This is a genomic window from Nonomuraea sp. NPDC059194 (assembly GCF_042754765.1).
Taxonomy (GTDB): Bacteria; Actinomycetota; Actinomycetes; order Streptosporangiales; family Streptosporangiaceae; genus Nonomuraea.
Window position 1 is genome coordinate 1 of sequence record NZ_JBHZBH010000046.1, and the last position, 22,563, is coordinate 22,563.

Consider the following 22,563-nt stretch of genomic DNA (forward strand, 5'->3'; position numbering starts at 1 on the left):
CCCCACGGGTTGCGCGTGGGTGCCGCCCCTCTTCTCGCTAGTGTGGCAGGTCCAGGGTTCGAACCTGGGTAGGCTAAGCCGACGGATTTACAGTCCGCTCCCATTGGCCACTCGGGCAACCTGCCGTGTCATCCGCTCGCGGCGACAGACAGAAGAATAGCGGACTTTCGAGGTGTGCGTGACATCGGTTTGTCCCATGCCCGATCCCCACTCCAGCACCTCGTGGTCGCTAAGGTCGGAGGGGACGAAGAGAGGACACCCACACCGATGGCCGACAGCAGCTTTGACATCGTCAGCAAGATCGACCGCCAGGAGGTCGACAACGCGCTGAACCAGACGGTCAAGGAGATCGGACACCGCTTCGACTTCAAGGGCACTGGGGCAGCCATCAGCTGGTCCGGGCAGAACAACATCGAGCTCAAGGCCAACAGCGAGGAGCGGGTCAACGCCGCACTCGACGTCTTCAAGGAGAAGGTGGTCAAGCGTGGCCTCTCCCTGAAGATCCTCGACGCCGACGAGCCGAAGCTGTCCGGCAAGGAGTACCGGATGCTGGTCGCCCTCAAGGAGGGCATCGACCAGGAGCACGCCAAGAAGATCTCGAAGATCATCAGGGACGAGGGTCCCAAGGGGGTCAAGGCCCAGATCCAGGGCGAGGAGCTCAGGGTCAGTTCCAAGAAGAAGGACGAGCTGCAGGACATCATTGCGCTGCTCAAGGGCAAGGATCTCGACATCGCCCTGCAGTTCACGAACTACCGCTGAATCAGCTGGGCCTGGGCTGGTTGGCCGGGTCTGGAGGGCACATCCGGGGCACACGGCCGAGAGCACCGTCGACACGGGCGCGGGTTTTCTCGTGTGCCTCGGGCCACTCCCCTACGTACGTACCGGGTGGCCGAGGGGCGAGTTGCGCGGTCTTGACCGAGGTGCCCGAGACAGAGGCAGCCCAGCGGTCCGGTTGAAGCTGGTTGTTGATCAAGAGCTTGGCGGTACGGCGGAGCGGCTCGGATATCGGCCGGCGGGAAGCGCTTCAGGTGCCTGGCGATTGCCGTACAGACCAGGCGGGTCGCAGTCTTAGAAGTTCCGCATCCGGCGCAGCGGCGAGAGCAGCAGGGGCGCCAGGCTGAGCAGCTGCGCCAGAACCACCATCCAGAGGCCGCCGCGCGTGCCGTACAGCTCGCCGAGCAGGCCGCCCGCGGTGGCGCCGAAGGGCAGCACGCCCCAGGCGATGAACCTGATCGAGGCCGTCACCCTGCCGAGCAGGTGGTCTGGGGTGATCGCCTGCCGGTAGCTCGCCTGGGCCACGTTGAAGAGCACCCCGCCCGTCGCGGTCATCAGGGCGGCGACGAACCAGGACAGCCCCCAGCCCGCACTGGTGAGCGGGATCAGCAGCGCGAAGGGCGTGCAGACGGTCGGGGCCAGCCAGACGAGTCTGGCCTGACCGATCCATCCGGCCAGACGGCCCGAGGTCACCGCCGCCAGCAGACCGCCCGCAGCGCCCGCCATGAGCAGCATGCCGTACAGGCCAGGGCTGATCCCGACCGTGCGGATCAGGAACAGCACCTGCAGCACGGTGATCGCCGCGCCACAGAGGTTGGAGACGGCCGCGCTGGTGGCGATGGCCCGCAGGGCGGGATCTCGCAGGACGAAGGCCAAGCCCTCCCGGGTCTCACTCCAGAGCCCCCGGCGTTCGGCCGCCCGATCTTCCACCGCCTCGCGCGCGTCGATTCCGCGCAGGCAGAGCGCCGAGGCGAGGTAGCTGAACGCGTCGGCCAGCAGCGCGACGGGCCCGCCCACCAGTTGGACGGCCCAGCCGCCGACGCCGGGCCCCGCGACCCTCGACAGCCCCGCCACGGACTCGATCGCGCCATTGCCTTGGACGAGCTGGTCCTTGTCGAGCAGGGTCGGCAGGAAGCTGCGGTAGGCCACGTCGAAGAACACCGTGGCGGCGCTCAGCCCGAACGCCACCACATACAGGTGCGGCAGCGTGAGCAGGCCCAGCCACCAGGCGACGGGGAGCGTCAGCAGGAGTGCGGCCCTGGCCAGGTCGGTGATGACCAGGATGGGACGGCGGCGCAGCCGGTCCACCCACACCCCTGCGGGCAGGCCGAGCAGGAGGAAAGCGGCTTGCTGCGCGGCGTTGAGCAGGCCGGTGTCCAGAGCGCCCGCCTGAAGAGCGACGACAGCGGTCAGCGGCAGCGCCACCAGCGTGACCTGGGTGCCCGCATGGCTGATCGCGTCGGCGGCGAGCAGCCGCCGGAAGTTCCGGTTCTGGCATCGACAGGGAGTTGGCGGAAAAGGCCAGGAAGTCCATCGACGGGCTTCCTCAGACGCTCGAGGCCGTCGCGGTCGTGGAGTTCGCGGGCTCGTTGACCACCGAGCGGCTCGTCGCCTTCAACCGGAGGCACAACATCTGCGGAGGGGCGGACGTCTCCTACATCTACTCCCCGTCCTACTCCGACGATTCCAGTGAGCCGTCCTCGTTGAACGCGGTCGTCTGGAACCGCGACATGACCAAGGACGACATCTGGCCGGATCTCACCTATCAGTGCGTGACCGAGCCCGAGGCGGCGCTGGCGGAGTTCCGCCGGTGGGTCGGGCTGCTCGACGAAGGGGACGACTTCGGCGCGTTCGAGCTGTACTACGACTGGCTCACGTGGGCGGCAGAGGAGGGCGTCGTGCACGGGCTCGTCGTCGACCGCTGGAAACTCGCCGACCTGCGCAAGCTTCTCGACGACCCGGAGGTGCGGACGGTTCATCTCGCCGACGTCGCCTTCGATCTCGGCGAGATCCGGTAGCGGTCTCCGGCGGTGGTGCCGCTGCGGATTGGGTCAAGAAGAGGCCAGAAGCTCGACTTTCGGTAGGGCGAGTGGGTAGGCGTGAAGCATGAGTGATGCGCCGCGACACGTCGTCGAGCTCGCCGAGCGACGGGCCAGGGCCAGGGCGGATCGTGACTACGCGGCCGCCGATGCGCTCAGGCGCGAGATCGAGCACGCAGGCTGGCTGGTTCGCGACTCGGCGCAGGGGTTCGAGCTGCGGGTGAAGCCGCCGTTCGAGGTGTGGCCGTCGGTGCGGTCGATCCCCATCAGCGCGGTGACGGACGATCGTGAGGCGACCAGCACGCGGCTGGCGCCCGTCGGTGCCGCGTCCGAGCCGGAGTCCTCGGAGACCCAAAGGCCTGCAGAAACCCGAAGGCCTGAGATCCAAAGGCCTGCAGGGATCCGATGGCCTGCGGAAACCCAGAGGCCGGCGCCGGTCGTGTGGCATCCGCACGAGGTGGCCGATGACATGGTGCACGCCCAGCAGATCTGGGACGCCTCGCTCGCCGTCAACCGGCTCGACGAGGCGGGCATCGACGTGGAGCGGCAGCGGATCGAGACCGCCGACGTGACGGTCGGCGTGGGCCTGGTGGTCGACGGCTGGGGCGAGGACGTGCGCCGCTGCGTGTCGGCGCTGCTCGAACACACCCACGCCAAGATCCTCGCGATCGACCTCGGCAACCATGAGGGCGCGGGCCAGGTGCTGCACGATCTCGCGGAGGACCATCACGAGCGGCTGACCGTGTGGCACGTCGCGGAGGCGCCGCACTGGCGAGAGGGGACGGCCGAGTGGGGCGCGTGCCGTATGGCGCTGCTGCGGCTGGACCGTTCGGACGTGCACGTGCTGATGGAGACCTCCACCGTCCTGGAGGGTGACGCGCTGACGCCGTTGGTCGCGGCGATCAAGGACGGTGCGGTGGCGGCGGGGTGGAAGGGCGTCGAACCGGCCGAGGGCGGCATGGAGTGGCGTCCGGCGGGGCCCGGACAGGTTCGGGCGTTGCTGGGCTATCTGATGGCGGTACGGCGGAGCGCCGCGCTCGGCGCGTTCCCGGAGAAGGCGCGCTACTACCGCAACGCCGATCTGGAGCTGTCGCTCGCGCTGGAGGGCCCGCTGGTCGTCCCCGACAAGCGGCTTCCGGTACGGCAGGAGCGCCACCACGGCTACCTCGACGTTCCCGCCGACTACCGGGAGAGGGAGTCGCGCAGGACCTATGAGAGGGTGCTGCGCATGCTGCGCTCCTCGTAGGCTTGGCGCTTATGGGAGTTCAGAGGCTGCTTGCGCCGTACACCACACTTGGCCTGGGCGGGCCCGCGCGCGCCTACGAGGAGGCGACGACGGCGGAGGAGCTGGTGTCCCTGGTGGCCGACGCGGACCGGCGTGAGGTGCCGACGCTGGTTCTGGGCGGCGGCAGCAACCTCGTGGTGTCGGACGACGGCTTCGACGGCCTGGTGATCAAGGTGGCCACGCGCGGGGTGACGGTTTCGCGTGACGGCGGGCAGGTGGTGGTCGAGTCCGAGGCGGGCGAAGACTGGGATCCGCTGGTGGCGCGCGCGGTGGCGGAGGGCTGGGCCGGGTTGGAGTGCATGTCGGGCATCCCCGGGCAGGTCGGGTCGACGCCGATCCAGAACGTCGGCGCGTACGGGCAGGAAGTGTCGCAAATCGTGCGGTGCGTGCGGGTCTACGACCGGCGCACGCGTGAGGTGCGCGACGTCGAGGCGCGGCGGTGCGGCTTCGCCTATCGGACGAGCGCGTTCAAGCGGGAGCTCGGCAGGTACGTGGTGCTGGGCGTGACGTTCCTGCTGGATACTTCGGAAATGTCGGGTGTGCTCACCTATAAAGAGCTGGTCGGCAAGGTCGGCGAGCGGGCGCCGCTGGCCGACGTGCGCGCAGCCGTACTCCAACTGCGCAAGGGGAAGGGCATGGTGCTCGACCCCGCCGACCCCGACACCCGCAGCGCGGGCTCGTTCTTCACCAACCCGATCGTGACTGCGGAGGAGGCCGCCGCGCTCGGAGAAGGCACACCGCGGTGGGACCTGCCCGACGGTACGGTCAAACTCCCCGCGGCCTGGCTCATCGAGCAGGCCGGGTTCCCGAAGGGCTACGCGCGCGGCCCCGTGCGCATCTCCACCAAGCACACGCTCGCCCTCACCAACCCCAACGGCGACGGCACCACGGCCGACCTGCTCGCGCTGGCCCGCGAGGTGCGCGAAGGGGTGCGCGAGAAGTTCGGCGTCACGCTCGTCAACGAGCCCACGCTCGTCGGCTGCACGCTCTAGCGCATCCAGCGGGTGTCGGAGATCACCCAGTACTCCACGAACCTCCCGCCCTCGGCCCGCAGGATGTCGTGCCCGCTGAAGGTGATTCTGGTCACCTCCACGCCGGGGATGGCGCCCGTGTGGTCGCCGGAGAACGTCCATCTGGCCGCCACCATGTCGCCGTCGACGATCGGGCCCACATCCAGCGTGACCGCCACGTTCGCGAACGGCTCGAAGCCCTGCGCCAGCGCGCCTTTCAGGCCCTCGGGACCGTGCACGTCCATGCCCGGCCAGTGGCCCACGAAGTCGGCCGAGACCAGCTCGTCGGCCAGGTCGAAGTCGCCGTTCCACATCTCCAGCAGCCAGCGACGGTAAAGCTTGTCCATAAGGTAAGCTCTCTCCGAATACCCGAAGGGGAGTAGTCCTCAATTCGCGTGGTCGACATGCTGGCATCTGCCCGGTCACGCGAGCCTGTAACAGGCGGACGAGACCTTCGGCCTGGCAACCATGCCGGGCCGAAGTCGTGCTGCCCACGTTGAGTCGCTTCCGGTCCGGCCCTGTGTAGAGGACGACCGTTGGAAGCTTTCTGGATCAGCCTGGGTGTGATCTTCGTCGCCGAGCTCGGCGACAAGAGTCAGTTGATGGCGATGACGTTCGCCACCCGTTTCAAGACCTGGCCCGTGCTGGCCGGCATCACGATCGCCACCACGGTGGTCCACCTGGTGAGCGTCGCGGTCGGCGGCCTGATCGGCGACGCGCTGCCGACCACCGCCATCTCGATCGTCGCGGGCATCGCCTTCCTCGGGTTCGCGCTGTGGACGCTGCGCGGTGACGAACTGACCGAGGAAGAGTCGCAGAAGGCCAAGCGGACCACCCGCAACGCGTTGATCGCGGTGACGGTGGCGTTCTTCCTGAGCGAGCTGGGCGACAAGACGATGCTGGCCACGATCACGCTGGCCACACAGCACGGCTGGCTCGGCACGTGGATCGGGTCGACCGTGGGCATGGTCGCCGCCGACGCCCTGGCTATCGTGGTCGGGCGCCTGCTCGGCAAGCACCTGCCGGAAAAGGCCATCCGGTACGGCGCGGCCGCAGCCTTCGCGCTGTTCGGTGTCCTGCTCCTGGCGGAGCCCCTCCTGACCTAGTGAGACGCGGTTCGGTAGCGGGAGCGGAACTCCGCGAGGAGCTCGTCGGTCACCTCGGCGCCCGCGGCCACGGCGGCGTGCACCTCGCGGAAGTACCCCTCGTATCCGGCGGGGGTGTAGAGACACAGCGCCCGTACGGTTCCCGTGCCCGCGTTGCGGAAGCCGTGCGGCGTGCCGCGCACCGCGGACAGCAGGTGCCCCGGGCCCACCGTGACCTCGCCGTCCCCGTTGTGCAGGGTCAGCTCGCCGTCCAGGACGTAGAAGTACTCGTCATGCCCCGCGTGCACGTGCGGACGCGCTCCGACGATTCCCGCGCCGAGGGTGAACTCCTCGAACGCGAAGCGCCCCCGGTGTGCTCGCCGGTCAGCCGGAAGAAGTGCGCCACCCCGGCGACGTCGATCAGCTCGCCCTCCTCGGGACGACGCAACAGCGGACGCTCGATCATGACCGCATTCTGTCAGACCGACAGCAGTGCCAGGCGGTGGGCCGCCGCCGTGGCCTCGCCCCTGGTGGAGACGCGGAGCTTGCCGAGGATGTTCGACACGTGGACGCTCACCGTCTTGGCCGAGATGAACAGCTCGGCCGCGATGTCCCTGTTGGTCCGGCCGAGGGCGACCAGCCGCAGCACCTCCAGCTCGCGCGGCGTGAGCAGCTCGGGCGCGGGCGCGCTCTCCTCCGCCAGGGCGATGCCGAGGCGGCGGGCCAGGCCCTCGATCTCGGTGACCAGCGGCGCGGCGGCCAGCGTGGTGGACAGGGGGTAGGCGGCGCGCAGCCGTACGGCGGCGCCCTCCTTGTCGCCGGCGTGGGCGAGCGCGGACGCGGCCCGCAGCAGCGACTTGGCCTGCGAGTGGGTCCTGCCGAGCCGCTCCCACGCGGCCGAGGCCGCGTCGAAGTCGCCGACGAACGTGAGCCGGTACGCCTCGGAGGCCGGGCCGATGACCGCGAGCGAGCCGGCGACCTCGGTGGCCAGAGCGTGTACGGCGGCCGCCCGTTCGGGGAGCGCGGGGGCCGCGAGGTCGCACACCGTGCGGATGAGGGACAGCAGCCGCCAGGCCAGCCCCGCCTTGCTCGCCTGGGTGGGCCGGTTGAGCACGCGTTCGGCGACGGCGAGCGCGTGGTGGGGTTCGCCTCTGAGCAGGTGCCAGCCGATGTGCAGGCGGGTGCTGTTGGTGATGTCCTGCACGAAGGTCTCGGGCCGCTCGCTGAGCACGCCGAGCTCGGACAGGATGCCCTCCAGCAGGTCGAGCTCGCCTCTGCCGAGCGCGATGTCGGCGCGGCCGCGCATGAGGTGGTAGCGGGTGCTGATGGTGGGCCCGAGGCTGAGGGCGTGCTCGATGACCTGGACGGCCTCGTCCCACCTGCCCAGCGACTCCAGGCATTCGGCCAGGTTGTTGAGGATGAAGGTGCCCGACGAGCTGACCCTGCCGTACTTCTTGGCCAGCAGCTCGCCTTCGCGAGCCAGTTCGATGGCCTCGGCCGAGCGGCCGAGGTCGTTCAGCGCGTCGACGTTGTTGGCCAGCGCGCGCAGGATGAGCAGGCCCGAGCCGACCTCCTCGCCGATGCGCATGGCGCGCAGGTTCGCCTCGAGGGTGCGCTCGATCTCTCCGTCGAGGGAGTAGCCGAGGGCCAGGTTCATGATCAGGTTGCCTTCGGCCACCCGGAGCCCGAGCGTCCTGGCCAGCGCCAGCCCCTCCTCGGCCAGCGCGTTGCCCTCGGCGACCTCGCCGCTCAGCATGAGGTGGCTGCTGAGCTTCACCAGCACGTCGGCGCGGGCGGGCCCGGGCTCGGGCACCAGGGCCAGCGCCTGCCTGAACTTCTCCAGCGCGCCCGGCTTGGCCTTGGCCTTCTGGAAGTTGCCCCAGCGGACCAGCAGGGCGGCCACCCGCTCGGGTTCGACGCGCTCGTCGAGCTCGTCGAGCGCCGCCCTGACGAACTTGACGCCCCTGTCGATGTCGGCGCAGGCGTGGCTGGCCTCGGAGGCGCGTTCGAGCACGGCGGTGTGGTCGACGCCGATGTCGCCGCAGGCGCCCGGCACCTTGTCCCACAGCATGAGGACGCGTTCGAGCAGGGGGATGGCCTCGGTGTAGGCGAACGCGCGGTACGACTTCTGCGCCGCCTCCCACGCCGAGATGAGCGCCCAGTGGTCGTCGCGCGCGCCGTACCAGTGGTGGGCGATCTCGACGGCCGCCCTTCCGGGCGGCACCAGCGTGCGGTCGCGGGAGATCTCCTCGGCGTAGCGCGCGTGCAGGCGCTGGTGCTCGCCGGGCAGCAGTTCCTCGTGTACGGCTTCGCGGATCAGCGCGTGCCTGAAGACGTAGGCCCTGTTGTCGGCGATCTGCAGCACGTTGCCCGCGATGGCGGGGCGCAGCGCCGTCTCCAGGTCGAGGTCCGACAGCCCGCTGACCGCCGAGAGCAGGTCGTGGCCGACGCGGATGCCGCCGGCGGCGGCGATGCGCAGGACGCGCTGGGTGTCCTCGGGCAGGCGTTCGACCGAGCCGAGGATGAGGTCGGTGAGGGAGTCGGGCATCTCGCACGTGCCGTCGTCGCACTCCACCAGGGCTTCTACGAACAGCGGGATGCCCTGGCTGCGCTGGTAGACGGTCTCGATGCGGGAGTACTGCGGGGTGGCGCCGAGGATGCCGGCCATCTGCTGGGCGACCTCGTCGCGCGACAGGCGCGGCAGGTCGAGGCGCATCACGCCGGCGACCCTGCCCAGTTCGGCCAGCACGGGCCGCAGCGGATGCTGGCGGTGCAGGTCGTCCGAGCGGTAGGTCAGGACCATGAGCAGCTGCGACTCGCGCAGGTTGCGGCTGAGGAAGGCGATCAGGTCGCGGCTGGACCTGTCGGCCCAGTGGATGTCCTCGATGAGCAGCACCACCGGGCGCGGCTCGGCGAGCCGTTCGAGGAGGGTGAGGAACTGCTCGAAGAGCCTGGCCCTGCCGGTGTCGGTCTCGCCGTCGGCGCTCGGCTCGCCGAACTCGGGCAGCAGCCTGGCCAGGTCGCGCTCCGCGCCGTCGGGCAGCAGCGCGCCGATCCTGGCCGTGCCCATCTCCCTGACGAGCTGGCGCAGCGCGGCGGTGAAAGGGGCGTACGCCAAACCGTCGGTGGACAGCTCGACGCAGCCACCGAACAGCACCTGCGCGCCGTCGTTCGCGGCGCGCTCGGCGAAACTCTGCACCAGCCTGGTCTTGCCGACTCCCGCTTCTCCGCCCAGGAGCACGGCGGTGGCCGCGCCCTTGCGGGCCTCGTCGAAGGACTCGGTCAGGACCGACAGCTCTGCTTCCCGTCCTACGAAGACAGGACTTACGGAACGCCCCAACACGTCCTCAAGCATGACATATGACCTTTGGTGATTCAGGGGGGTTGAGAGGCCCGGCCGCGAGGGAGGATGCGGCCGGGCTCTCGTGCGGTGGTCATGACTTGCGGAACTTGCCGAAGACCGAGCGGTGACGCCGCTCGCTCTCGCCGGCCCGCTGGGCCTCCCGTACTTGACGGTGGGCCGCGGCCGCCCGGCGAAGCTCTCGCGCCTGGGCCTGGATGAGCTGGTACTCAATTTCGGGGTTCATCGCTGCTTTCTCCTGTTCTTGCTGACATGTTTAAGATTCGGGCTAAGGCCCACCCCGTGACATCGGTCGGATGCCTTATCTCTGCCGAACCTTCGGCTTAGGACTACCTAGGACACGCCCGCGCGCCGCCTTAGACAGGCCACGATGGTGCGGCGTGAAGCTATGGATGATCGTGGCGGCGGCCGGCGCGCTGCTCGTCGCGGGAGCTCCCGTCGCAGCTCAGGGCCATGAATGGCGCGTCTCGGCCGCGGCTGAGGCGAGCGTGTGGGGTGGATTCGGCGAGGTGGGCGCCGCGGGGCCGGATGAGGCGTGGGTCGTCCGTTCGGGGCTGCCGCTCATGCGATGGAACGGCGTGGACTGGCAGGACGAGACCGGTCTGGCCGAGCCGTACCTGGTGTCCTCCCCTGGACCGGGGACGAGCTGGCGGTTCGCCGACAACCCCGACCGGATCGAGGTCCACCGCTTCGCGGCGGGCAGGTGGGCCAGCCTGCCGATCGCCGTCGGGTCCGCGCACGTGACGGCGGCCGCGGCCACGGGCGCCGACGACTGCTGGGCGGCGGGGCTGCGGTTCGGCCCGAACGGCATGACCGACGTCCTCTGGCACTGGTCGGGTACGGCATGGCAGACGGTGGCCGCGCCGTACCCGATCAGCGACTTCGCCGCCGTCTCCGCGCGGCAGGTGTGGGCGCTGAGCAGCCCCGGCGAGGACAAGCTCGGCTACGAAGGCGAGCGCGCCGCCTCGATCATGCGGTGGACCGGCAGGGCATGGGAGCGCACAGTGCTGCCTCCCATCGAGCTGCCCGAGGGCGGCTACCTGGAGCTCAACGACATCGCCATGCCGTACCCGGATCTGGGCTATGCGGTCGGGGCGATCACGGTGGGCGGGCTGCCGCGCGAGGCGGTCGTCCTGCGCTGGGACGGCGCCTCGTGGCAGCGGCTCGACCACCGCACCCCCGCGACCGCCTACACCCACGTGGCCACGGACGGAGGCAGCGGCCTGTGGCTGGGCGCGGCCCACCCGCGGCGGCCTGGGACGCTCGTCCGCTTCCAGGACGGCGCCTGGTCGGAGACGCCCCTGAGCCCGGCGGGCACGACCCGCGCGGAGATCAGAGGCCTGGCCAACGTGCCGGGCACCACGCGGATGTGGGCGACGGTGGAGGCGAGCGCTCCCGCGGGGGTACGGCAATTGGTGCTGACCTATCAATGAACATTCAGGCAGGTCCGGTTTGGAACTACCCGTCCTGGTCGGCGATGCTGTGATGGTGTCAACTGTGACTACCTCGCTCGTGGACGTGGCCTCCTCCGATGCCACGCTGCGAGCCTTCCTGCACGGCCTGCCCGGTGTCGACCGGGTGGGCGCGGACCAGCGGGCGGCGATGCTGTCCACCCGCTCCATCAAGACGACCGCCAAGGCGGAGGCCATCGACCTGGCCATCTCCATGGTCGACCTGACCACCCTGGAGGGCGCCGACACCGCCGGCAAGGTCAGGGCGATGTGCGCCAAGGCGATGTACACCGCCGCGGGAGCGCCGAAAGTGGCCGCGGTCTGCGTCTACCCCGACCTGGTGCCGGTGGCGGTCGAGGCGCTGCGCGGCTCGGGGGTGAAGGTCGCCTCGGTGGCCACCGCGTTCCCCAGCGGCCGCTCCTCGCTGGCGGTGAAGGTGAGCGACACCGAGCTGGCCGTCGCCGCCGGAGCCGACGAGATCGACATGGTGATCGACAGGGGCGCGTTCCTGTCCGGCGACTACGTGAAGGTGTTCGAGGAGATCGTCGCGGTGAAGGCCGCCTGCGGCGAGGCCCACCTGAAGGTGATCCTCGAGACGGGCGAGCTGGCGACCTACGACAACGTACGGCGGGCCTCGTGGCTGGCGATGATCGCCGGGGCCGACTTCATCAAGACCTCCACCGGCAAGGTCGCCCCCGCGGCCACGCTCCCGGTGACGCTGGTCATGCTGGAGGCCGTGCGCGACTTCCGCGCCCGCACCGGCCGCCAGGTCGGCGTGAAGCCCGCGGGCGGGATCCGCACCACCAAGGACGCGATCAAGAACCTCGTGCTGGTCAACGAGACCGTCGGCGAGGACTGGCTGAACCCCGACTGGTTCAGGCTGGGCGCCTCCTCGCTGCTGAACGACCTGCTCATGCAGCGGCAGAAGCTCGCCACCGGCCGGTACGCCGGTCCCGACTACTTCACCCTGGACTGATCACGATGGTGTTCGAGTACGCCCCCGCACCCGAGTCGCGTGACGTCGTCGACATCAAGGCGTCGTACGGGCTGTTCATCAACGGCGAGTTCGTGGACGGCACCGGGCCCGCGTTCAAGACGGTCAACCCGGCCACCGAGGAGACGCTGGCCGAGATCGCCTCGGCCTCCTCCGACGACGTCGACAGGGCGGTGCAGGCCGCAAGGAAGGCGTTCGGCGTCTGGTCGTCGATGCCGGGATCCGAGCGCGCCAAGTACCTGTTCAGGATCGCCAGGATCATCCAGGAGCGGGCCCGCGAGCTGGCTGTCCTGGAGTCGCTCGACAACGGCAAGCCGATCCGCGAGTCGCGCGACGTCGACGTGCCGCTGGTCGCCGCGCACTTCTTCTACTACGCGGGCTGGGCCGACAAGCTCGCCTACGCGGGCTTCGGCGACAGGCCGCTGGGCGTGGCCGGCCAGGTCATCCCGTGGAACTTCCCGCTGCTGATGCTGGCCTGGAAGATCGCCCCCGCGCTGGCGTGCGGCAACACCGTCGTGCTCAAGCCCGCCGAGACCACGCCGCTGACCGCGCTGCTGTTCGCCGAGATCTGCCAGCAGGCCGAGCTGCCGCCGGGCGTCGTCAACATCGTCACCGGCGCGGGCGCGACCGGCGCCGCAGTCGTCGCCCACCCCGACGTCAACAAGGTCGCCTTCACCGGCTCCACCGAGGTCGGCAAGATCATCGCCCGTACGGTGGCCGGCACGTCCAAGAAGCTCACGCTGGAGCTCGGCGGCAAGGCAGCCAACATCGTCTTCGACGACGCCGCCATCGACCAGGCGGTCGAGGGCATCGTCAACGGCATCTTCTTCAACCAGGGACACGTGTGCTGCGCCGGATCGCGGCTGCTGGTGCAGGAGTCGGTGCAGGACGAACTGCTCGACTCGCTCAAGCGGCGCCTTTCCACGCTCCGCCTCGGCGACCCGCTCGACAAGAACACCGACATCGGCGCGATCAACTCCGCCGAGCAGCTCGCCAAGATCAAGGAGCTGTCGACGGCAGGGGAGTCGGAGGGCGCCGAACGCTGGTCGCCCGCCTGCCCGCTGCCCGACAAGGGCTTCTGGTTCCCGCCGACGATCTTCACGGGCGTGGCGCAGTCGCACCGCATCGCGCGCGAGGAGATCTTCGGCCCCGTGCTGTCGGTGCTGACCTTCCGCACGCCCGCCGAGGCGGTCGAGAAGGCCAACAACACGCCCTACGGCCTGTCCGCGGGCGTCTGGACCGAGAAGGGGTCGCGCATCCTGTGGATGGCCGACCGGCTGCGGGCCGGCGTCGTGTGGGCCAACACCTTCAACAAGTTCGACCCGACCTCGCCCTTCGGCGGCTACAAGGAGTCGGGCTACGGCCGTGAAGGCGGTCTCGCGGGTCTGGAGGCCTACCTTGATGTGTGACCATCGCCTGCGGCGCAGGCGGGCCAGGCGCGCCCACGCCACGCGCGGCCACGCCTACGCCCGCGCGGGCCGCCCCGTGCGGACCGGCTGGTACGCCCACCGCTGCGGAGTCAGCCGCTGCGGCCAGATCTTCGTTCCCGTACGGCCGGCGGAGGAGAAGCGATGAGCAGGCTGACCGTTCGCAAGACCTACAAGCTGTTCATCGGCGGGGCGTTCCCGCGATCCGAGAGCGGAAGGTCGTACGTCGTGACGTCCCCCAAGGGCGACTTCCTGGCCAACGCCTCCCGGGCCTCGCGCAAGGACGCGCGTGACGCCGTGTCGGCCGCGCGCAAGGCGTTCCCCGGGTGGTCGGCGGCCACGCCGTACAACAGGGGGCAGATCCTCTACCGCGTCGCCGAGATGCTGGAGGGCCGTCGCGCCCAGTTCGCCGAGGAGATCGGTGGGGCCAAGCGGGGGGCTCTCGACCACGTGGATGCGGCCATCGACCGGCTGGTCTGGTACGCGGGCTGGTCCGACAAGATCACTGCGGTGCGCGGGTCGGCGAACCCCGTCGCCGGGCCGTACTTCAACCTGTCCTCGCCCGAGCCGACCGGCGTGGTCGCGGTGATCGCGCCCGCCGACCCGCTGCTCGGGCTGATCTCGGTCGTGGCTCCCGTCATCGTCACGGGCAACACGGCCGTGGTGGTGGCCTCGGAACCGTCGCCACTGGCGTCGATCACGCTGGCCGAGGTGCTGGCGACGTCCGACCTGCCCGGCGGGGTGGTCAACATCCTCACCGGACACCAGGCGGAGATCGCGCCGTGGCTGGCGGCCCACATGGACGTCAACGGGCTCGACCTGACCGGGGTGATGGACGCGGACCTGGCGCTACGCTGCGAGCAGGAGGCGGCGGAGAACCTCAAGCGGGTGCTGCGGCCTGGTGAGGAAGACTGGGGCGCGGACCCGGGAATCGGACGGATGACGACGTTCCTGGAGACCAAGACGGTCTGGCATCCGGCGGGCATCTAACGGCACCTGAGGGCATCTAAAGGCATCGTCCCTCGCCTGGCGGCTCGGGGCCCCTCTTCCCAGGGGCTCCCGCCCCCTTCCCGCCCCCGTTGACCACGCAGGTCCGGCCGGAGGAGACGCATAGCTGTTGGGCGGGTCGGTGACGTACGAGTGTCACCGACCTGCCCTCTTTCGCGACCGGGCGTCTACCAGGTCCACAAGGCCATCCAACCCGAGCCGCCAGAGCGTCTCTACACGGGTCTTCTACTTCAAGCTGACAGCAGGTCGAGTTCTGCCGTCGCCGCCTCAACCCCTGCCAACTTCGCCCGGATGCGACGCTCTTGCTCATCCACGCGGTCGACGCTCTGGATCACCTTGTTGAGTGCGCGCTCAAGGGCCTGTGGCAGGCCTCCGGAATCGATGATCTCTCGCGTCCAGGTGCCGAGGAGCCTGTCACCGTCCGCGAGGGCGATCACCACCTCGTGGCCAGCGAACCTGTCCTCAACGAACGCATCCATCTCATCCAGCGAGGGGAAAACGGAGTCGGCATCGTCCGGGTCGATACACACGTATGCCCATGCGCTTCGATCTTCGGTCGCAGCAGCTACTTGCGTAAAGAGGATGAGATCTCCGTTGAGGTGGAAGGTGCCCGTTAGCGGGATCTCGTACTCATGCCATACATCTAGATCGGACGCTTCGGGTCGCGGGCGCCAAGGAGGAAGTCCTCGCTTGATCAGAGAGTCTAGATTCACCGCCCTACCTCCGCTCGTCTCCATACCCATTGAAGCATCGGGTGAAGCTCTCCGTCACGTCGGGGTCCCAGGGGATGTCCTGCCTTTGAACAGGATCGTCTGCAGGCCAGATCGCCGAGACGTGACTCAGATCCCCGTCGCAACCTGCGGAGATGCGACCTGGGGTATGCAGGACCGCAAATCCCGCCTTCCTTAGGTCCCCCGCAGTCGTGTACCTTACGCTGGCCCTCTCGATATCTCTAGTGAAAACTGAACGAAGCACGTAGTGGGCCGCTTGCTCGATCGTGAGCTTGCCGGTCAATAGGGATATTTCGCGCTCCCGATCGTACCGCGGCTCACTCAAATACTTGTTCGCGTTCCGCGAGAACTGGGTGAGCACCTTTTCGTCCGCTATGCACAGCCATGGCTTTTCGTCCGCACGACAAACACGGCTTCGCACATAGGACGAATCAGGTACCGACATGGCTACCGAGCTTATATAAACAAACCTCAGCTGTCACGTAAGGTTCAAAACACTTACATGCATCCCTTTTGTCGTCACCCCTAAGGTCAATAGCGGACGACCTCATGTGCAACCACATGCCATCATGCGGGTCCGTGGGCATCATGTCACCGGTTGATCGCCGACAAGGTGACCTGCTCTGACCATGGTGTTCACCCCGCATGCAAAGTGGGGGTGTCGGTGCCACGGATGCAGATCCACGTCGACCAACGGCGCCCCCGAGCGAGCTCGTGCGCCGGCGCATTCCTCAGAGCCAACATGTGGATGTGAACCGTCTCTACGCTCACCGGTAAGGGGGACACTCATGCTCCAACTACTGCAGGCATCTCGGCACCGAGAAACCATCAGGAGGGGTGCACGCGTTCCATGACGCCAGAACACTGCATGCATACAGGTCCACTGGTCGGCGCGCAGTTATATCACACGTCCAGGAGGGGAAACGACGCGCTAGAAGACGCTGCGCCTGACCGCGACATTAGAAAGCCTGCAAGCGACCTGCGAAGCCAGAAGCCGGTCAGTTGCATGACCAGATATCAGATCCATCGCGATTCTGTAGATGCGCACCAAAAACTAGACATTCAGCACGAATGTTGCTTATATAGTGCCAAATCGCAAATGCTCCATCATCAACAGTGACCCACTTCGCCCTCGAATGCGAGGCTCGTTGGTCACAGCGTGACCAACGAGTTGTGGGTTCGGCTCGTGACGTGGAGAAACCCCTGGTGGACGGGTTGATCACCATAACTACCACGTCCGAACAGGGGTTTGTGTGCGCTGTTCTACCGTGCTGCCGTCGATTTGTCGCGTTCAACGCTGATTATGTGGCCGAACTGATCTGCCGCCATCGCAAGCGGATCGGGTCGACGTGGCGGCTGCTGAACCCCGGCCAGTGGGCCCTGCTGGTATTGGTCTACCTGCGCAAGGATGAGACGTTCGCCGAGATCAGTGCGGGCTTCGGGGGTTGGCGACGACCGCCTGGCGGTATGTGGAGGAGGCCGTCATGCTGCTTGCGGCCCTTCGCCCGATGCGTCTCGGTGACGCGTTTCCGCCGGCCAGGTCAAGTCTTGCGAAAAGACCCCGCAGCGGGCTTCAAGCCCTCGCAAGACGACGATCTCGCCTGGTGCTTATGGCATCCCGGACAAGGGTGCCCTTTTGGGTCGATAGGGGGTGGATAATGATCATGCGGCTGCGGTCGTCCCACGGCCGATGTTGCCCCCTGCATCGTCCCTTGAGCTGCGAACAAAGGTGGCAACAACCGCACCGAACTGCACAGCGACAGCGACAGCGGAGGATCGCATGGCGCGAGGTGGACGTAAGGATCGTCCGATCGACCGGGAGCAAGGACCGGTAGCGGAGTTCGCGGATGACCTGCGCCAATTACGAGGAGCCCTGACTCTGGAGGAGATAGGGCGCCGCATGAAGTACCACCCCAGCACTCTTTCGCGGCGACTCAGCCCGAACGAACTGCCACCGCGGGACTTCGTGGAATCCTACGTAAGGGCATGCGGTGCCGACCCCGAGCCCTGGAACGAGCGCTGGCTGGAACTCCACCAGAACGCCGCGGATCCGCAGGTGATCGAACCGATTGGCGCGAGCGACCGGGAACTCGACCGGAACGCCTTAGATCCGCAGGAGATCGCACCGACTGGCGCGGGCGACCTGCGAACTGTCCCCTGGTGGCAGCGACCCCTTCTTCTGGTGCCTGCCGCCGCCATGGCACTTGCCGTACCGGTCACCGTTTATCTGCTGCTTCGCGCTTCCCCTTCTTTGGGCGAGAGGACGTTCCCGGAGGCCGCCCCGCTCGCCTCACCGACGTCTGGCCCGCCTGAAGTGGATGTTTCCCTTCACGGATCGACCGCATGGCTTTCCGAATCTTCTCGCGCCGGTGGACTCAGACGGCCACAGGCGACATCGAGTTCTGGTCGCTCAAGCTCTGCCCGCAGGGCACCACGACGTACTGGGTTTCCCTGCGCCCGAACCGGGAAACCGCACAATTTGCCTGCAATTCCTGGCAGTACCACAAGTGGACTGATGTCCCCCCGGGGACCTACCACCTTGAGACCTGGAAGGAGCACGACGGGCAATCGATCAAGGGCCCCGGACAGCTGCGTGCCAGCGTGCCCATCGTGGTCCACCCCGCGTCGACTCCGACTCCGACATCGACTCCGACCTCGACATGAGCAGCTCAGGGCTCCCGAAGCTTCTTTGGCGCCTGGATCTTCCACGGTCCGCACGCGATCGGTCGAGGACGGGAGACGCCGCCCAGCCCGGTAGAGCTGGCGTCCGACGAGCTGGTATCGCGGCCGCCATCCGCAGTCATCGAGTGGCCACACTCGTAGCGAGGCTATTGCGGACCGGGTGCTGGGCGGCGGGCGAGGAGGTAGGCCTGGGGGAAGCCCCGTTTGGGGTCCTCTCCCGGGGCGATGACCAGCCGGGCCACCTCGGCGAGCCCGGCCTTCAGCAGCAGTTCGGCCACCCGATCGGGCGAGTACCGGTAGGCGAGGGACACCATGTGGTCGAAGGCCTCGGCCAGGTCATCGGGGCCGTCGTAGGCCTGGAAGCCGAGCAGGAGAAGGCCGCCGGGCGCCAGCACGCGGTGGAACTCGGCGAGCACGCCGGGGAGCCGCTCGGGCGGGGTGTGGATGATCGAGTAGTTGGCGAGGACTCCCGCCAGGGAGGCGTCCTCGACCTCGAGAGCATTCATCGGCCCCACCTCGAAGCGCAGCTCCGGATAGGCGTCGCGGGCTATGGCGATCATCTCAGGCGACAGGTCCACGCCGAAGACGGTCACGCCGAGGGAACGCAGGTGCGCGGTGACGTGGCCGGGACCGCACCCGACGTCCGCCACCAGCCCGTCGCCGGAGGCTCGGACCATGGCGGCGAAGACGGAGATCATGCCGTGATTGAGCGGGTCGGCATGGTAACGCTCGGGGATGGCCTCGGCGTATTGGGCGGCGACGGCGTCGTAGGCGGCACGGGTGGCGGTGAGGAGGTCCGTCTCGGTCATGGAGGGGATGCTAGGGCCTGGCAAGACCGCCGCAGCCCTCGAAGAGTGCCCTGGTGTTCGTCAGGCTCGGCGATCTCGACGATGGTGAGCGGCTGTGCCAGGGCGCGCGATGGCGCTTCCCACTGCGCGGCGTTGCCCGGGCATGGAGGCGGAACGGGAGATCGCGAAGCTGCCCGACGATTCTCAGCCCTTTTTGAGGTTCTTCCTGCGCTCCTTGGTCAGCTCGAAGAACTCGGTCTCGGAGGCGGTGAACTTCATGGTGCCCTTCTTCGGATCGGTCTCCACGAAGTACAGCCAAGGCCCTGTGGCCGGCCTCAGCGCGGCCTCGATGGCGTCGGCTCCCGGGTTGCCGATCGGGCCGGGCGGCAGGCCGGCGTTCTGGTAGGTGTTGTACGGCGACGCCCTCTTGAGGTCCTGGAGCGTGACTTCGCCCCCGGCCTTGCCCGTGCCGTACCGGAGGGGGCTGTCGAGCTGAAGCCTCATCTCGGGCGTCCGGTTCAGCCGGTTGTAGATGACCCGCGCGACCTTCGGCATGTCACGCTTGTCGCGTGTCTCCGCCTCGACGATGCTCGCGACGGTCAGGACCTCCAGCGGGGTACGGCGAAGCCGCTTGGCCCCCTCCGCGAGCCCGGCGGAGTCGGCGGCGCGCTTGAAGCGGGACACCATCGCCGCGAGCAGCTCGCCGGGGTTCGACGAGGGCGACACCTCGTAGGTTCCGGGGAAGGCGAACCCCTCCAGCCCGCCCTTGGCGTACCCGGGAAGACCGAGCGCGGCGCCGTCGCGCGCGGCTCGCTCGAAGTCCCGCACGGGCCTGCCGGTGGCGCCCGTCAGCTGCCTGAACGTCTGCCAGAGCCACTGCCCCTCCCGCACGGTCACGGTGACCGGCAGCGGGCTCTGCGCGACGAGGTTGTCGAGGGCGGGCCCCTGCGGGGACAGGTTCCGGACCGCGAGTGTGGACCCGGCCGCCAGTACGGCCACGGCCGCCGCTGCCGCCGTGGCCAGGACGAGCCCTCGGCGGCGCCGACGACCCGTGGCCTGGAGGAACCGGCTCGGCGGGGGCGGTTGCTCCTCCGCGGCCATGTCCGTCAGCGTCTCGCGCAGCAGATCCTCGATGTTCATCCGAACTCCCTCACGGCGTCGAGCTCAGGTGCGGTCTTCTTCAGCCGCTCCAGCGAGCGGTAGATCTGGCTGCGCACGGACCCCACGCCGATGCCGAGCAGTCCCGCGATCTCGGTTTCGGACAGGTCCTCGAAGTAGCGCAGCACGAGCACGGTCCGCTGCCTGCGCGTCAGCCGGGCGAGCGCCGCGCGCATCAGCAGGCGCAGGTCGGCGGTCTCGGCGTGGCCGTCCCCGATCTGGTCGGGCAGCCGTTCGGCGGGCACCTCCGCCACCACCGAGCGGCGCCGCCACCAGCTCACCTGCTCGTTGTACATGACGCGACGGACGTAGCCTTCGATCGCCGCGGGGTCGCGAAGGCCGCGCCACCTGGCGGCCGTCTTCGTCAGCGCCGACTGGACCAGGTCCTCGGCGGCGTGCCGGTCACCGGTCAGCAGGTACGCGGTGCGGAACAGCGCCCCTGACCGATCGACGACGAACGCGCGGAAGTCCGCCTCGAATCCTGGATCCACCTGTCCTCCTCGCGATGTCACCAACCAAGGACGCAGGTGCCCCGCCGATCTATGCCGTCCATTCGAGATGCCATAAGCTCGCTATTGCGTATAATTTGCAACAAGTGGAGTCGCCTCCCATGCCCCACCCGCAGCGCGTCATCACCGTCTCGAACTTCGTCTACACGGTCGGTAGCGGCCTCTACCTGACCGCCGGGGTGCTGTACTTCACCCAGGCGGTTCATCTTCCGGCGGCCCAGGTAGGGCTCGGGCTCGCCATCGCCGGTTTCGTCTCGCTGGCCGTGGGCATCGCCGTCGGACATCTCGCGGACCGGCGTGGGGCGCGCGGCGTCTACGCGACCACGCTCGTCGTCCAGGCGGTGTGACCAACGTCGGCATCTCCCTCGGCGCCCTGCTGGCGGGCTGGGCCGTCCAGATCGGCACGCTCACCGCCTACCAGCTCCTCGTCGTCGGCAACGCGATCGCCTTCGCGGCTTCCGCGGCGATCCTGCTCCTCCTGCCGCCGGTCACGCCCGAGCCCGCCGTCCACGGCCCACGATGGATCGCCCTGCGGGACCGGCCCTACCTCCTGCTCACCGTCCTCGACGGCATCATGGCCATCCAGTTCAAGGTGCTCACCGTGGCCATCCCGCTCTGGCTGGTCATGGCCACCACCGCCCCGCACTGGCTCGTTTCGGGCACCATGCTCGTCAACACCGTCATCGTCATCGCGTTCCAGGTGCGTGCCAGCCGCCACATCGATTCCCCCGCGGCCGGTGGAGGCGCCTACCGCCGGTCGGGCGTGGCCTTCCTCATCTCCTGCGCGCTCATCTCGATGTCGGCGGGGATGCCGGCGCGGGCTGCCGCGACGCTGCTCATGACCGCGGTGGTGATTCACACGCTCGGTGAGCTGTGGCACTCCGCCGCGGGCTTCGAGGTGTCCTTCGCGCTCGCTCCTGAGCACGCCACCGGGCAGTACCTGGGCGTGTTCGGCCTGGGCGCCGGGCTGGCCGAGGCACTCGGGCCGGGTCTGCTCATCGCGCTCTGTATCACCTGGGGCCGCCCCGGCTGGTTCGTCGTGGGGGCGCTGTTCGCGCTGACGGGCCTGGCGGCGCCGTTCGCCGTCCGCTGGGCGCGTCGCCACCAGCACACCAGGCAGCCGCACCTGGAAGCCGCGGCTGCCTGAAGGATCGCGCTCGCGCGTCCGGTGGGCTATCGTAGTGATATCACTTCGATACCAGGAGGATGTGGATGGAGAGAAAAGCCTTCCGGCTGAACGGGTTCCTCGTCCTCGCCGTGCTGATCGTGCTCGGCGGTCTGGCCGCCGCCGTCGGCCTGGGAAGGGGCGAGGCCATGACGGCCGTCCTCGCGATCGCGTGGGCCGTGGTGGCCGCCGTCGTCCTGACCGGCTTCACCGTGATCAACCCCAACGAGGCCAAGGTCGTCCAGTTCCTCGGACGCTACGTCGGCTCGATCGCCGACGCCGGGTTCCAGTGGGTGCTGCCGTTCACCAGCAAGCGTAAGATCACGCTCAGGGTGCGCAACTTCGAGACGGCCAAGCTCAAGGTCAACGACGCCGACGGCAACCCGGTGGAGATCGCCGCGGTCGTCGTCTACAAGGTCGTGGAGACGGCGAGGGCGACATTCTCCGTCGACGACTACGAGGAGTACGTCGCGATCCAGTCGGAGGCCGCCGTGCGACACCTGGCCACCACGCACCCGTACGACTCGCACGAGCCCGACCGCACCAGCCTGCGCGAGGGCGCGGAGGTCGCCACCGAGCTGACCACCGAGTTGCGCGACCGCACGGAGCTGGCCGGTGTCGAGGTGCTGGAGGCCCGTATCACCCACCTCGCCTACGCGCCGGAGATCGCGCAGGCCATGCTCGTACGGCAGCAGGCCGCCCAGGTCGTCGCCGCACGCACGCGGATCGTCGAGGGCGCCGTCGGCATGGTCCAGCTCGCGCTCGACAAGCTGGCCGCCGAGGGTGTGGTCGACCTGGACGAGGAGCGCAAGGCGCAGATGGTGTCCAACCTCCTGGTCGTGCTCTGCGGCGACCGGGCGACCCAGCCGGTGGTGAACACCGGCAGCCTGTATGCCTGACACGGACGACGAGCAGGGCTCGCCGACGCGGGGCGCGCGAGCGTCCGAGCGGAAGAAGCTCCTGCTCCGTCTCGACCCCGCGGTCCACGAGGCGATCGCCAAGTGGGCCGCGGACGACCTGCGAAGCATCAACGCGCAGATCGAGTACGCCCTGCGGCTCGCGTTGAAACAGGCAGGCAGGGAGCCCAAGGCGTAGG

General features: G+C 68.6%; 23 protein-coding genes, 1 tRNA gene and 1 pseudogene. 15 read left to right on the forward strand and 10 right to left on the reverse strand.

Going from position 1 to position 22,563, the window contains the following annotated elements:
• Positions 1 to 43 precede the first annotated feature (43 nt).
• Positions 44 to 125: transfer RNA gene (locus tag ACFXJ8_RS37095), tRNA-Tyr, on the reverse strand.
• A 142-nt stretch (positions 126 to 267) separates the two neighbouring features.
• Between ACFXJ8_RS37095 and ACFXJ8_RS37100 the strand changes: the two genes are divergently transcribed.
• Positions 268 to 759 carry a YajQ family cyclic di-GMP-binding protein gene (locus ACFXJ8_RS37100; protein ID WP_379649133.1) on the forward strand — a complete coding sequence of 164 codons (492 nt, stop codon included), beginning with the start codon at positions 268 to 270 and terminating at the stop codon, positions 757 to 759.
• A 309-nt stretch (positions 760 to 1,068) separates the two neighbouring features.
• Here ACFXJ8_RS37100 and ACFXJ8_RS37105 read toward each other — a convergent pair.
• Positions 1,069 to 2,253 (reverse strand): annotated as a pseudogene (locus ACFXJ8_RS37105) (MFS transporter); the annotation flags it as partial.
• Positions 2,254 to 2,282: 29 nt separating this feature from the next.
• Between ACFXJ8_RS37105 and ACFXJ8_RS37110 the strand changes: the two are divergent.
• From ACFXJ8_RS37110 to ACFXJ8_RS37120, 3 genes are all read left to right on the forward strand, one after another.
• A complete protein-coding gene (locus ACFXJ8_RS37110) occupies positions 2,283 to 2,792 on the forward strand; it encodes a hypothetical protein (protein ID WP_379649135.1) in 510 nt (169 codons plus the stop codon).
• Positions 2,793 to 2,880: 88 nt separating this feature from the next.
• Positions 2,881 to 4,059, forward strand: coding sequence for a hypothetical protein (locus ACFXJ8_RS37115; RefSeq protein WP_379649136.1), 1,179 nt, complete (start codon positions 2,881 to 2,883; stop codon positions 4,057 to 4,059).
• A gap of 11 nt (positions 4,060 to 4,070) precedes the next feature.
• Positions 4,071 to 5,090: a UDP-N-acetylmuramate dehydrogenase gene (locus tag ACFXJ8_RS37120; RefSeq protein WP_379649138.1), complete on the forward strand. Its 1,020-nt coding sequence runs from the start codon at positions 4,071 to 4,073 to the stop codon at positions 5,088 to 5,090.
• Here ACFXJ8_RS37120 and ACFXJ8_RS37125 read toward each other — a convergent pair.
• Positions 5,087 to 5,455, reverse strand: coding sequence for an ester cyclase (locus ACFXJ8_RS37125; protein WP_379649139.1), 369 nt, complete (start codon positions 5,453 to 5,455; stop codon positions 5,087 to 5,089). The two genes, ACFXJ8_RS37120 and ACFXJ8_RS37125, sit on opposite strands and share 4 nt — an antisense overlap.
• A 189-nt stretch (positions 5,456 to 5,644) precedes the next feature.
• Here ACFXJ8_RS37125 and ACFXJ8_RS37130 point away from each other — a divergent pair, with 189 nt between their 5' ends.
• Positions 5,645 to 6,214, forward strand: a complete 570-nt coding sequence (locus ACFXJ8_RS37130; RefSeq protein ID WP_379649141.1) for a TMEM165/GDT1 family protein — start codon at positions 5,645 to 5,647, stop codon at positions 6,212 to 6,214.
• Here the strand turns inward: ACFXJ8_RS37130 and ACFXJ8_RS37135 are convergent.
• From ACFXJ8_RS37135 to ACFXJ8_RS37145, 3 genes are all read right to left on the reverse strand, one after another.
• Entirely contained in the window at positions 6,211 to 6,675 is a 465-nt protein-coding gene (locus ACFXJ8_RS37135; RefSeq protein WP_379649236.1) for a cupin domain-containing protein, read from the reverse strand. The genes ACFXJ8_RS37130 and ACFXJ8_RS37135 overlap by 4 nt on opposite strands.
• Positions 6,672 to 9,536 (reverse strand): ATP-binding protein, encoded by a 2,865-nt coding sequence (locus tag ACFXJ8_RS37140; RefSeq protein WP_379649143.1) that lies wholly within the window; start codon positions 9,534 to 9,536, stop codon positions 6,672 to 6,674. Before ACFXJ8_RS37140 ends, ACFXJ8_RS37135 begins: the two co-directional genes overlap by 4 nt.
• A gap of 91 nt (positions 9,537 to 9,627) precedes the next feature.
• Complete coding sequence (locus ACFXJ8_RS37145; RefSeq protein WP_379649144.1) at positions 9,628 to 9,780, reverse strand: hypothetical protein; 153 nt, start codon at positions 9,778 to 9,780, stop codon at positions 9,628 to 9,630.
• A 154-nt stretch (positions 9,781 to 9,934) separates the two neighbouring features.
• Here ACFXJ8_RS37145 and ACFXJ8_RS37150 point away from each other — a divergent pair, with 154 nt between their 5' ends.
• The 5 genes from ACFXJ8_RS37150 to ACFXJ8_RS37170 are packed head-to-tail and all read left to right on the forward strand — an operon-like array spanning position 9,935 to position 14,416.
• Positions 9,935 to 10,987: a hypothetical protein gene (locus tag ACFXJ8_RS37150; protein ID WP_379649146.1), complete on the forward strand. Its 1,053-nt coding sequence runs from the start codon at positions 9,935 to 9,937 to the stop codon at positions 10,985 to 10,987.
• A gap of 52 nt (positions 10,988 to 11,039) precedes the next feature.
• Complete coding sequence (deoC, locus tag ACFXJ8_RS37155) at positions 11,040 to 11,981, forward strand: deoxyribose-phosphate aldolase (protein ID WP_379649148.1); 942 nt, start codon at positions 11,040 to 11,042, stop codon at positions 11,979 to 11,981.
• Positions 11,982 to 11,986: 5 nt separating this feature from the next.
• A complete protein-coding gene (locus ACFXJ8_RS37160; RefSeq protein ID WP_379649150.1) occupies positions 11,987 to 13,408 on the forward strand; it encodes an aldehyde dehydrogenase family protein in 1,422 nt (473 codons plus the stop codon).
• Positions 13,401 to 13,574, forward strand: a complete 174-nt coding sequence (locus tag ACFXJ8_RS37165) for a hypothetical protein (protein ID WP_379649151.1) — start codon at positions 13,401 to 13,403, stop codon at positions 13,572 to 13,574. Before ACFXJ8_RS37160 ends, ACFXJ8_RS37165 begins: the two co-directional genes overlap by 8 nt.
• On the forward strand, positions 13,571 to 14,416 hold the full coding sequence (locus tag ACFXJ8_RS37170; RefSeq protein WP_379649153.1) for an aldehyde dehydrogenase family protein: 846 nt from the start codon (positions 13,571 to 13,573) through the stop codon (positions 14,414 to 14,416). Before ACFXJ8_RS37165 ends, ACFXJ8_RS37170 begins: the two co-directional genes overlap by 4 nt.
• A 248-nt stretch (positions 14,417 to 14,664) precedes the next feature.
• Here ACFXJ8_RS37170 and ACFXJ8_RS37175 read toward each other — a convergent pair whose 3' ends face one another.
• Entirely contained in the window at positions 14,665 to 15,171 is a 507-nt protein-coding gene (locus tag ACFXJ8_RS37175; RefSeq protein ID WP_379649155.1) for a hypothetical protein, read from the reverse strand.
• 1,774 nt (positions 15,172 to 16,945) lie between these two features.
• Here ACFXJ8_RS37175 and ACFXJ8_RS37180 point away from each other — a divergent pair.
• On the forward strand, positions 16,946 to 17,923 hold the full coding sequence (locus ACFXJ8_RS37180) for a helix-turn-helix domain-containing protein (protein WP_379649156.1): 978 nt from the start codon (positions 16,946 to 16,948) through the stop codon (positions 17,921 to 17,923).
• 70 nt (positions 17,924 to 17,993) lie between these two features.
• On the opposite strand, the gene ACFXJ8_RS37185 is transcribed toward ACFXJ8_RS37180, so the two are convergent.
• The 3 genes from ACFXJ8_RS37185 to ACFXJ8_RS37195 all read right to left on the reverse strand — a co-directional run bounded on the left by ACFXJ8_RS37185 (position 17,994) and on the right by ACFXJ8_RS37195 (position 20,284).
• A complete protein-coding gene (locus ACFXJ8_RS37185; RefSeq protein ID WP_379649158.1) occupies positions 17,994 to 18,656 on the reverse strand; it encodes a class I SAM-dependent methyltransferase in 663 nt (220 codons plus the stop codon).
• A gap of 183 nt (positions 18,657 to 18,839) precedes the next feature.
• Positions 18,840 to 19,775 (reverse strand): endolytic transglycosylase MltG, encoded by a 936-nt coding sequence (mltG, locus tag ACFXJ8_RS37190; protein ID WP_379649159.1) that lies wholly within the window; start codon positions 19,773 to 19,775, stop codon positions 18,840 to 18,842.
• Positions 19,772 to 20,284 carry a SigE family RNA polymerase sigma factor gene (locus ACFXJ8_RS37195; RefSeq protein WP_379649160.1) on the reverse strand — a complete coding sequence of 171 codons (513 nt, stop codon included), beginning with the start codon at positions 20,282 to 20,284 and terminating at the stop codon, positions 19,772 to 19,774. Before ACFXJ8_RS37195 ends, mltG begins: the two co-directional genes overlap by 4 nt.
• Before the next feature lie 104 nt (positions 20,285 to 20,388).
• Between ACFXJ8_RS37195 and ACFXJ8_RS37200 the strand changes: the two genes are divergently transcribed.
• From ACFXJ8_RS37200 to ACFXJ8_RS37215, 4 genes are all read left to right on the forward strand, one after another.
• Complete coding sequence (locus tag ACFXJ8_RS37200; RefSeq protein WP_379649162.1) at positions 20,389 to 20,649, forward strand: hypothetical protein; 261 nt, start codon at positions 20,389 to 20,391, stop codon at positions 20,647 to 20,649.
• Entirely contained in the window at positions 20,646 to 21,449 is an 804-nt protein-coding gene (locus ACFXJ8_RS37205) for a hypothetical protein (protein ID WP_379649163.1), read from the forward strand. Before ACFXJ8_RS37200 ends, ACFXJ8_RS37205 begins: the two co-directional genes overlap by 4 nt.
• A gap of 65 nt (positions 21,450 to 21,514) precedes the next feature.
• Positions 21,515 to 22,366 carry an SPFH domain-containing protein gene (locus ACFXJ8_RS37210; RefSeq protein ID WP_379649165.1) on the forward strand — a complete coding sequence of 284 codons (852 nt, stop codon included), beginning with the start codon at positions 21,515 to 21,517 and terminating at the stop codon, positions 22,364 to 22,366.
• Complete coding sequence (locus ACFXJ8_RS37215; RefSeq protein WP_379649167.1) at positions 22,359 to 22,562, forward strand: toxin-antitoxin system HicB family antitoxin; 204 nt, start codon at positions 22,359 to 22,361, stop codon at positions 22,560 to 22,562. Before ACFXJ8_RS37210 ends, ACFXJ8_RS37215 begins: the two co-directional genes overlap by 8 nt.
• Position 22,563 lies beyond the last annotated feature (1 nt).

Bases quoted from the DNA above. Each gene is read 5' to 3' on its own strand.
- deoC (WP_379649148.1), top strand. From the start codon at position 11,040: ATGGTGTCAACTGTGACTACCTCGCTCGTGGACGTGGCCTCCTCCGAT.
- ACFXJ8_RS37170 (WP_379649153.1), top strand. From the start codon at position 13,571: ATGAGCAGGCTGACCGTTCGCAAGACCTACAAGCTGTTCATCGGCGGG.
- ACFXJ8_RS37120 (WP_379649138.1), top strand. From the start codon at position 4,071: ATGGGAGTTCAGAGGCTGCTTGCGCCGTACACCACACTTGGCCTGGGC.
- ACFXJ8_RS37210 (WP_379649165.1), top strand. From the start codon at position 21,515: ATGGAGAGAAAAGCCTTCCGGCTGAACGGGTTCCTCGTCCTCGCCGTG.
- ACFXJ8_RS37145 (WP_379649144.1), bottom strand. From the start codon at position 9,780: ATGAACCCCGAAATTGAGTACCAGCTCATCCAGGCCCAGGCGCGAGAG.
- ACFXJ8_RS37185 (WP_379649158.1), bottom strand. From the start codon at position 18,656: ATGACCGAGACGGACCTCCTCACCGCCACCCGTGCCGCCTACGACGCC.
- ACFXJ8_RS37175 (WP_379649155.1), bottom strand. From the start codon at position 15,171: ATGGAGACGAGCGGAGGTAGGGCGGTGAATCTAGACTCTCTGATCAAG.
- ACFXJ8_RS37125 (WP_379649139.1), bottom strand. From the start codon at position 5,455: ATGGACAAGCTTTACCGTCGCTGGCTGCTGGAGATGTGGAACGGCGAC.
- ACFXJ8_RS37115 (WP_379649136.1), top strand. From the start codon at position 2,881: ATGAGTGATGCGCCGCGACACGTCGTCGAGCTCGCCGAGCGACGGGCC.
- ACFXJ8_RS37160 (WP_379649150.1), top strand. From the start codon at position 11,987: ATGGTGTTCGAGTACGCCCCCGCACCCGAGTCGCGTGACGTCGTCGAC.
- ACFXJ8_RS37180 (WP_379649156.1), top strand. From the start codon at position 16,946: ATGGCGCGAGGTGGACGTAAGGATCGTCCGATCGACCGGGAGCAAGGA.
- mltG (WP_379649159.1), bottom strand. From the start codon at position 19,775: ATGAACATCGAGGATCTGCTGCGCGAGACGCTGACGGACATGGCCGCG.
- ACFXJ8_RS37165 (WP_379649151.1), top strand. From the start codon at position 13,401: ATGTGTGACCATCGCCTGCGGCGCAGGCGGGCCAGGCGCGCCCACGCC.
- ACFXJ8_RS37215 (WP_379649167.1), top strand. From the start codon at position 22,359: ATGCCTGACACGGACGACGAGCAGGGCTCGCCGACGCGGGGCGCGCGA.
- ACFXJ8_RS37100 (WP_379649133.1), top strand. From the start codon at position 268: ATGGCCGACAGCAGCTTTGACATCGTCAGCAAGATCGACCGCCAGGAG.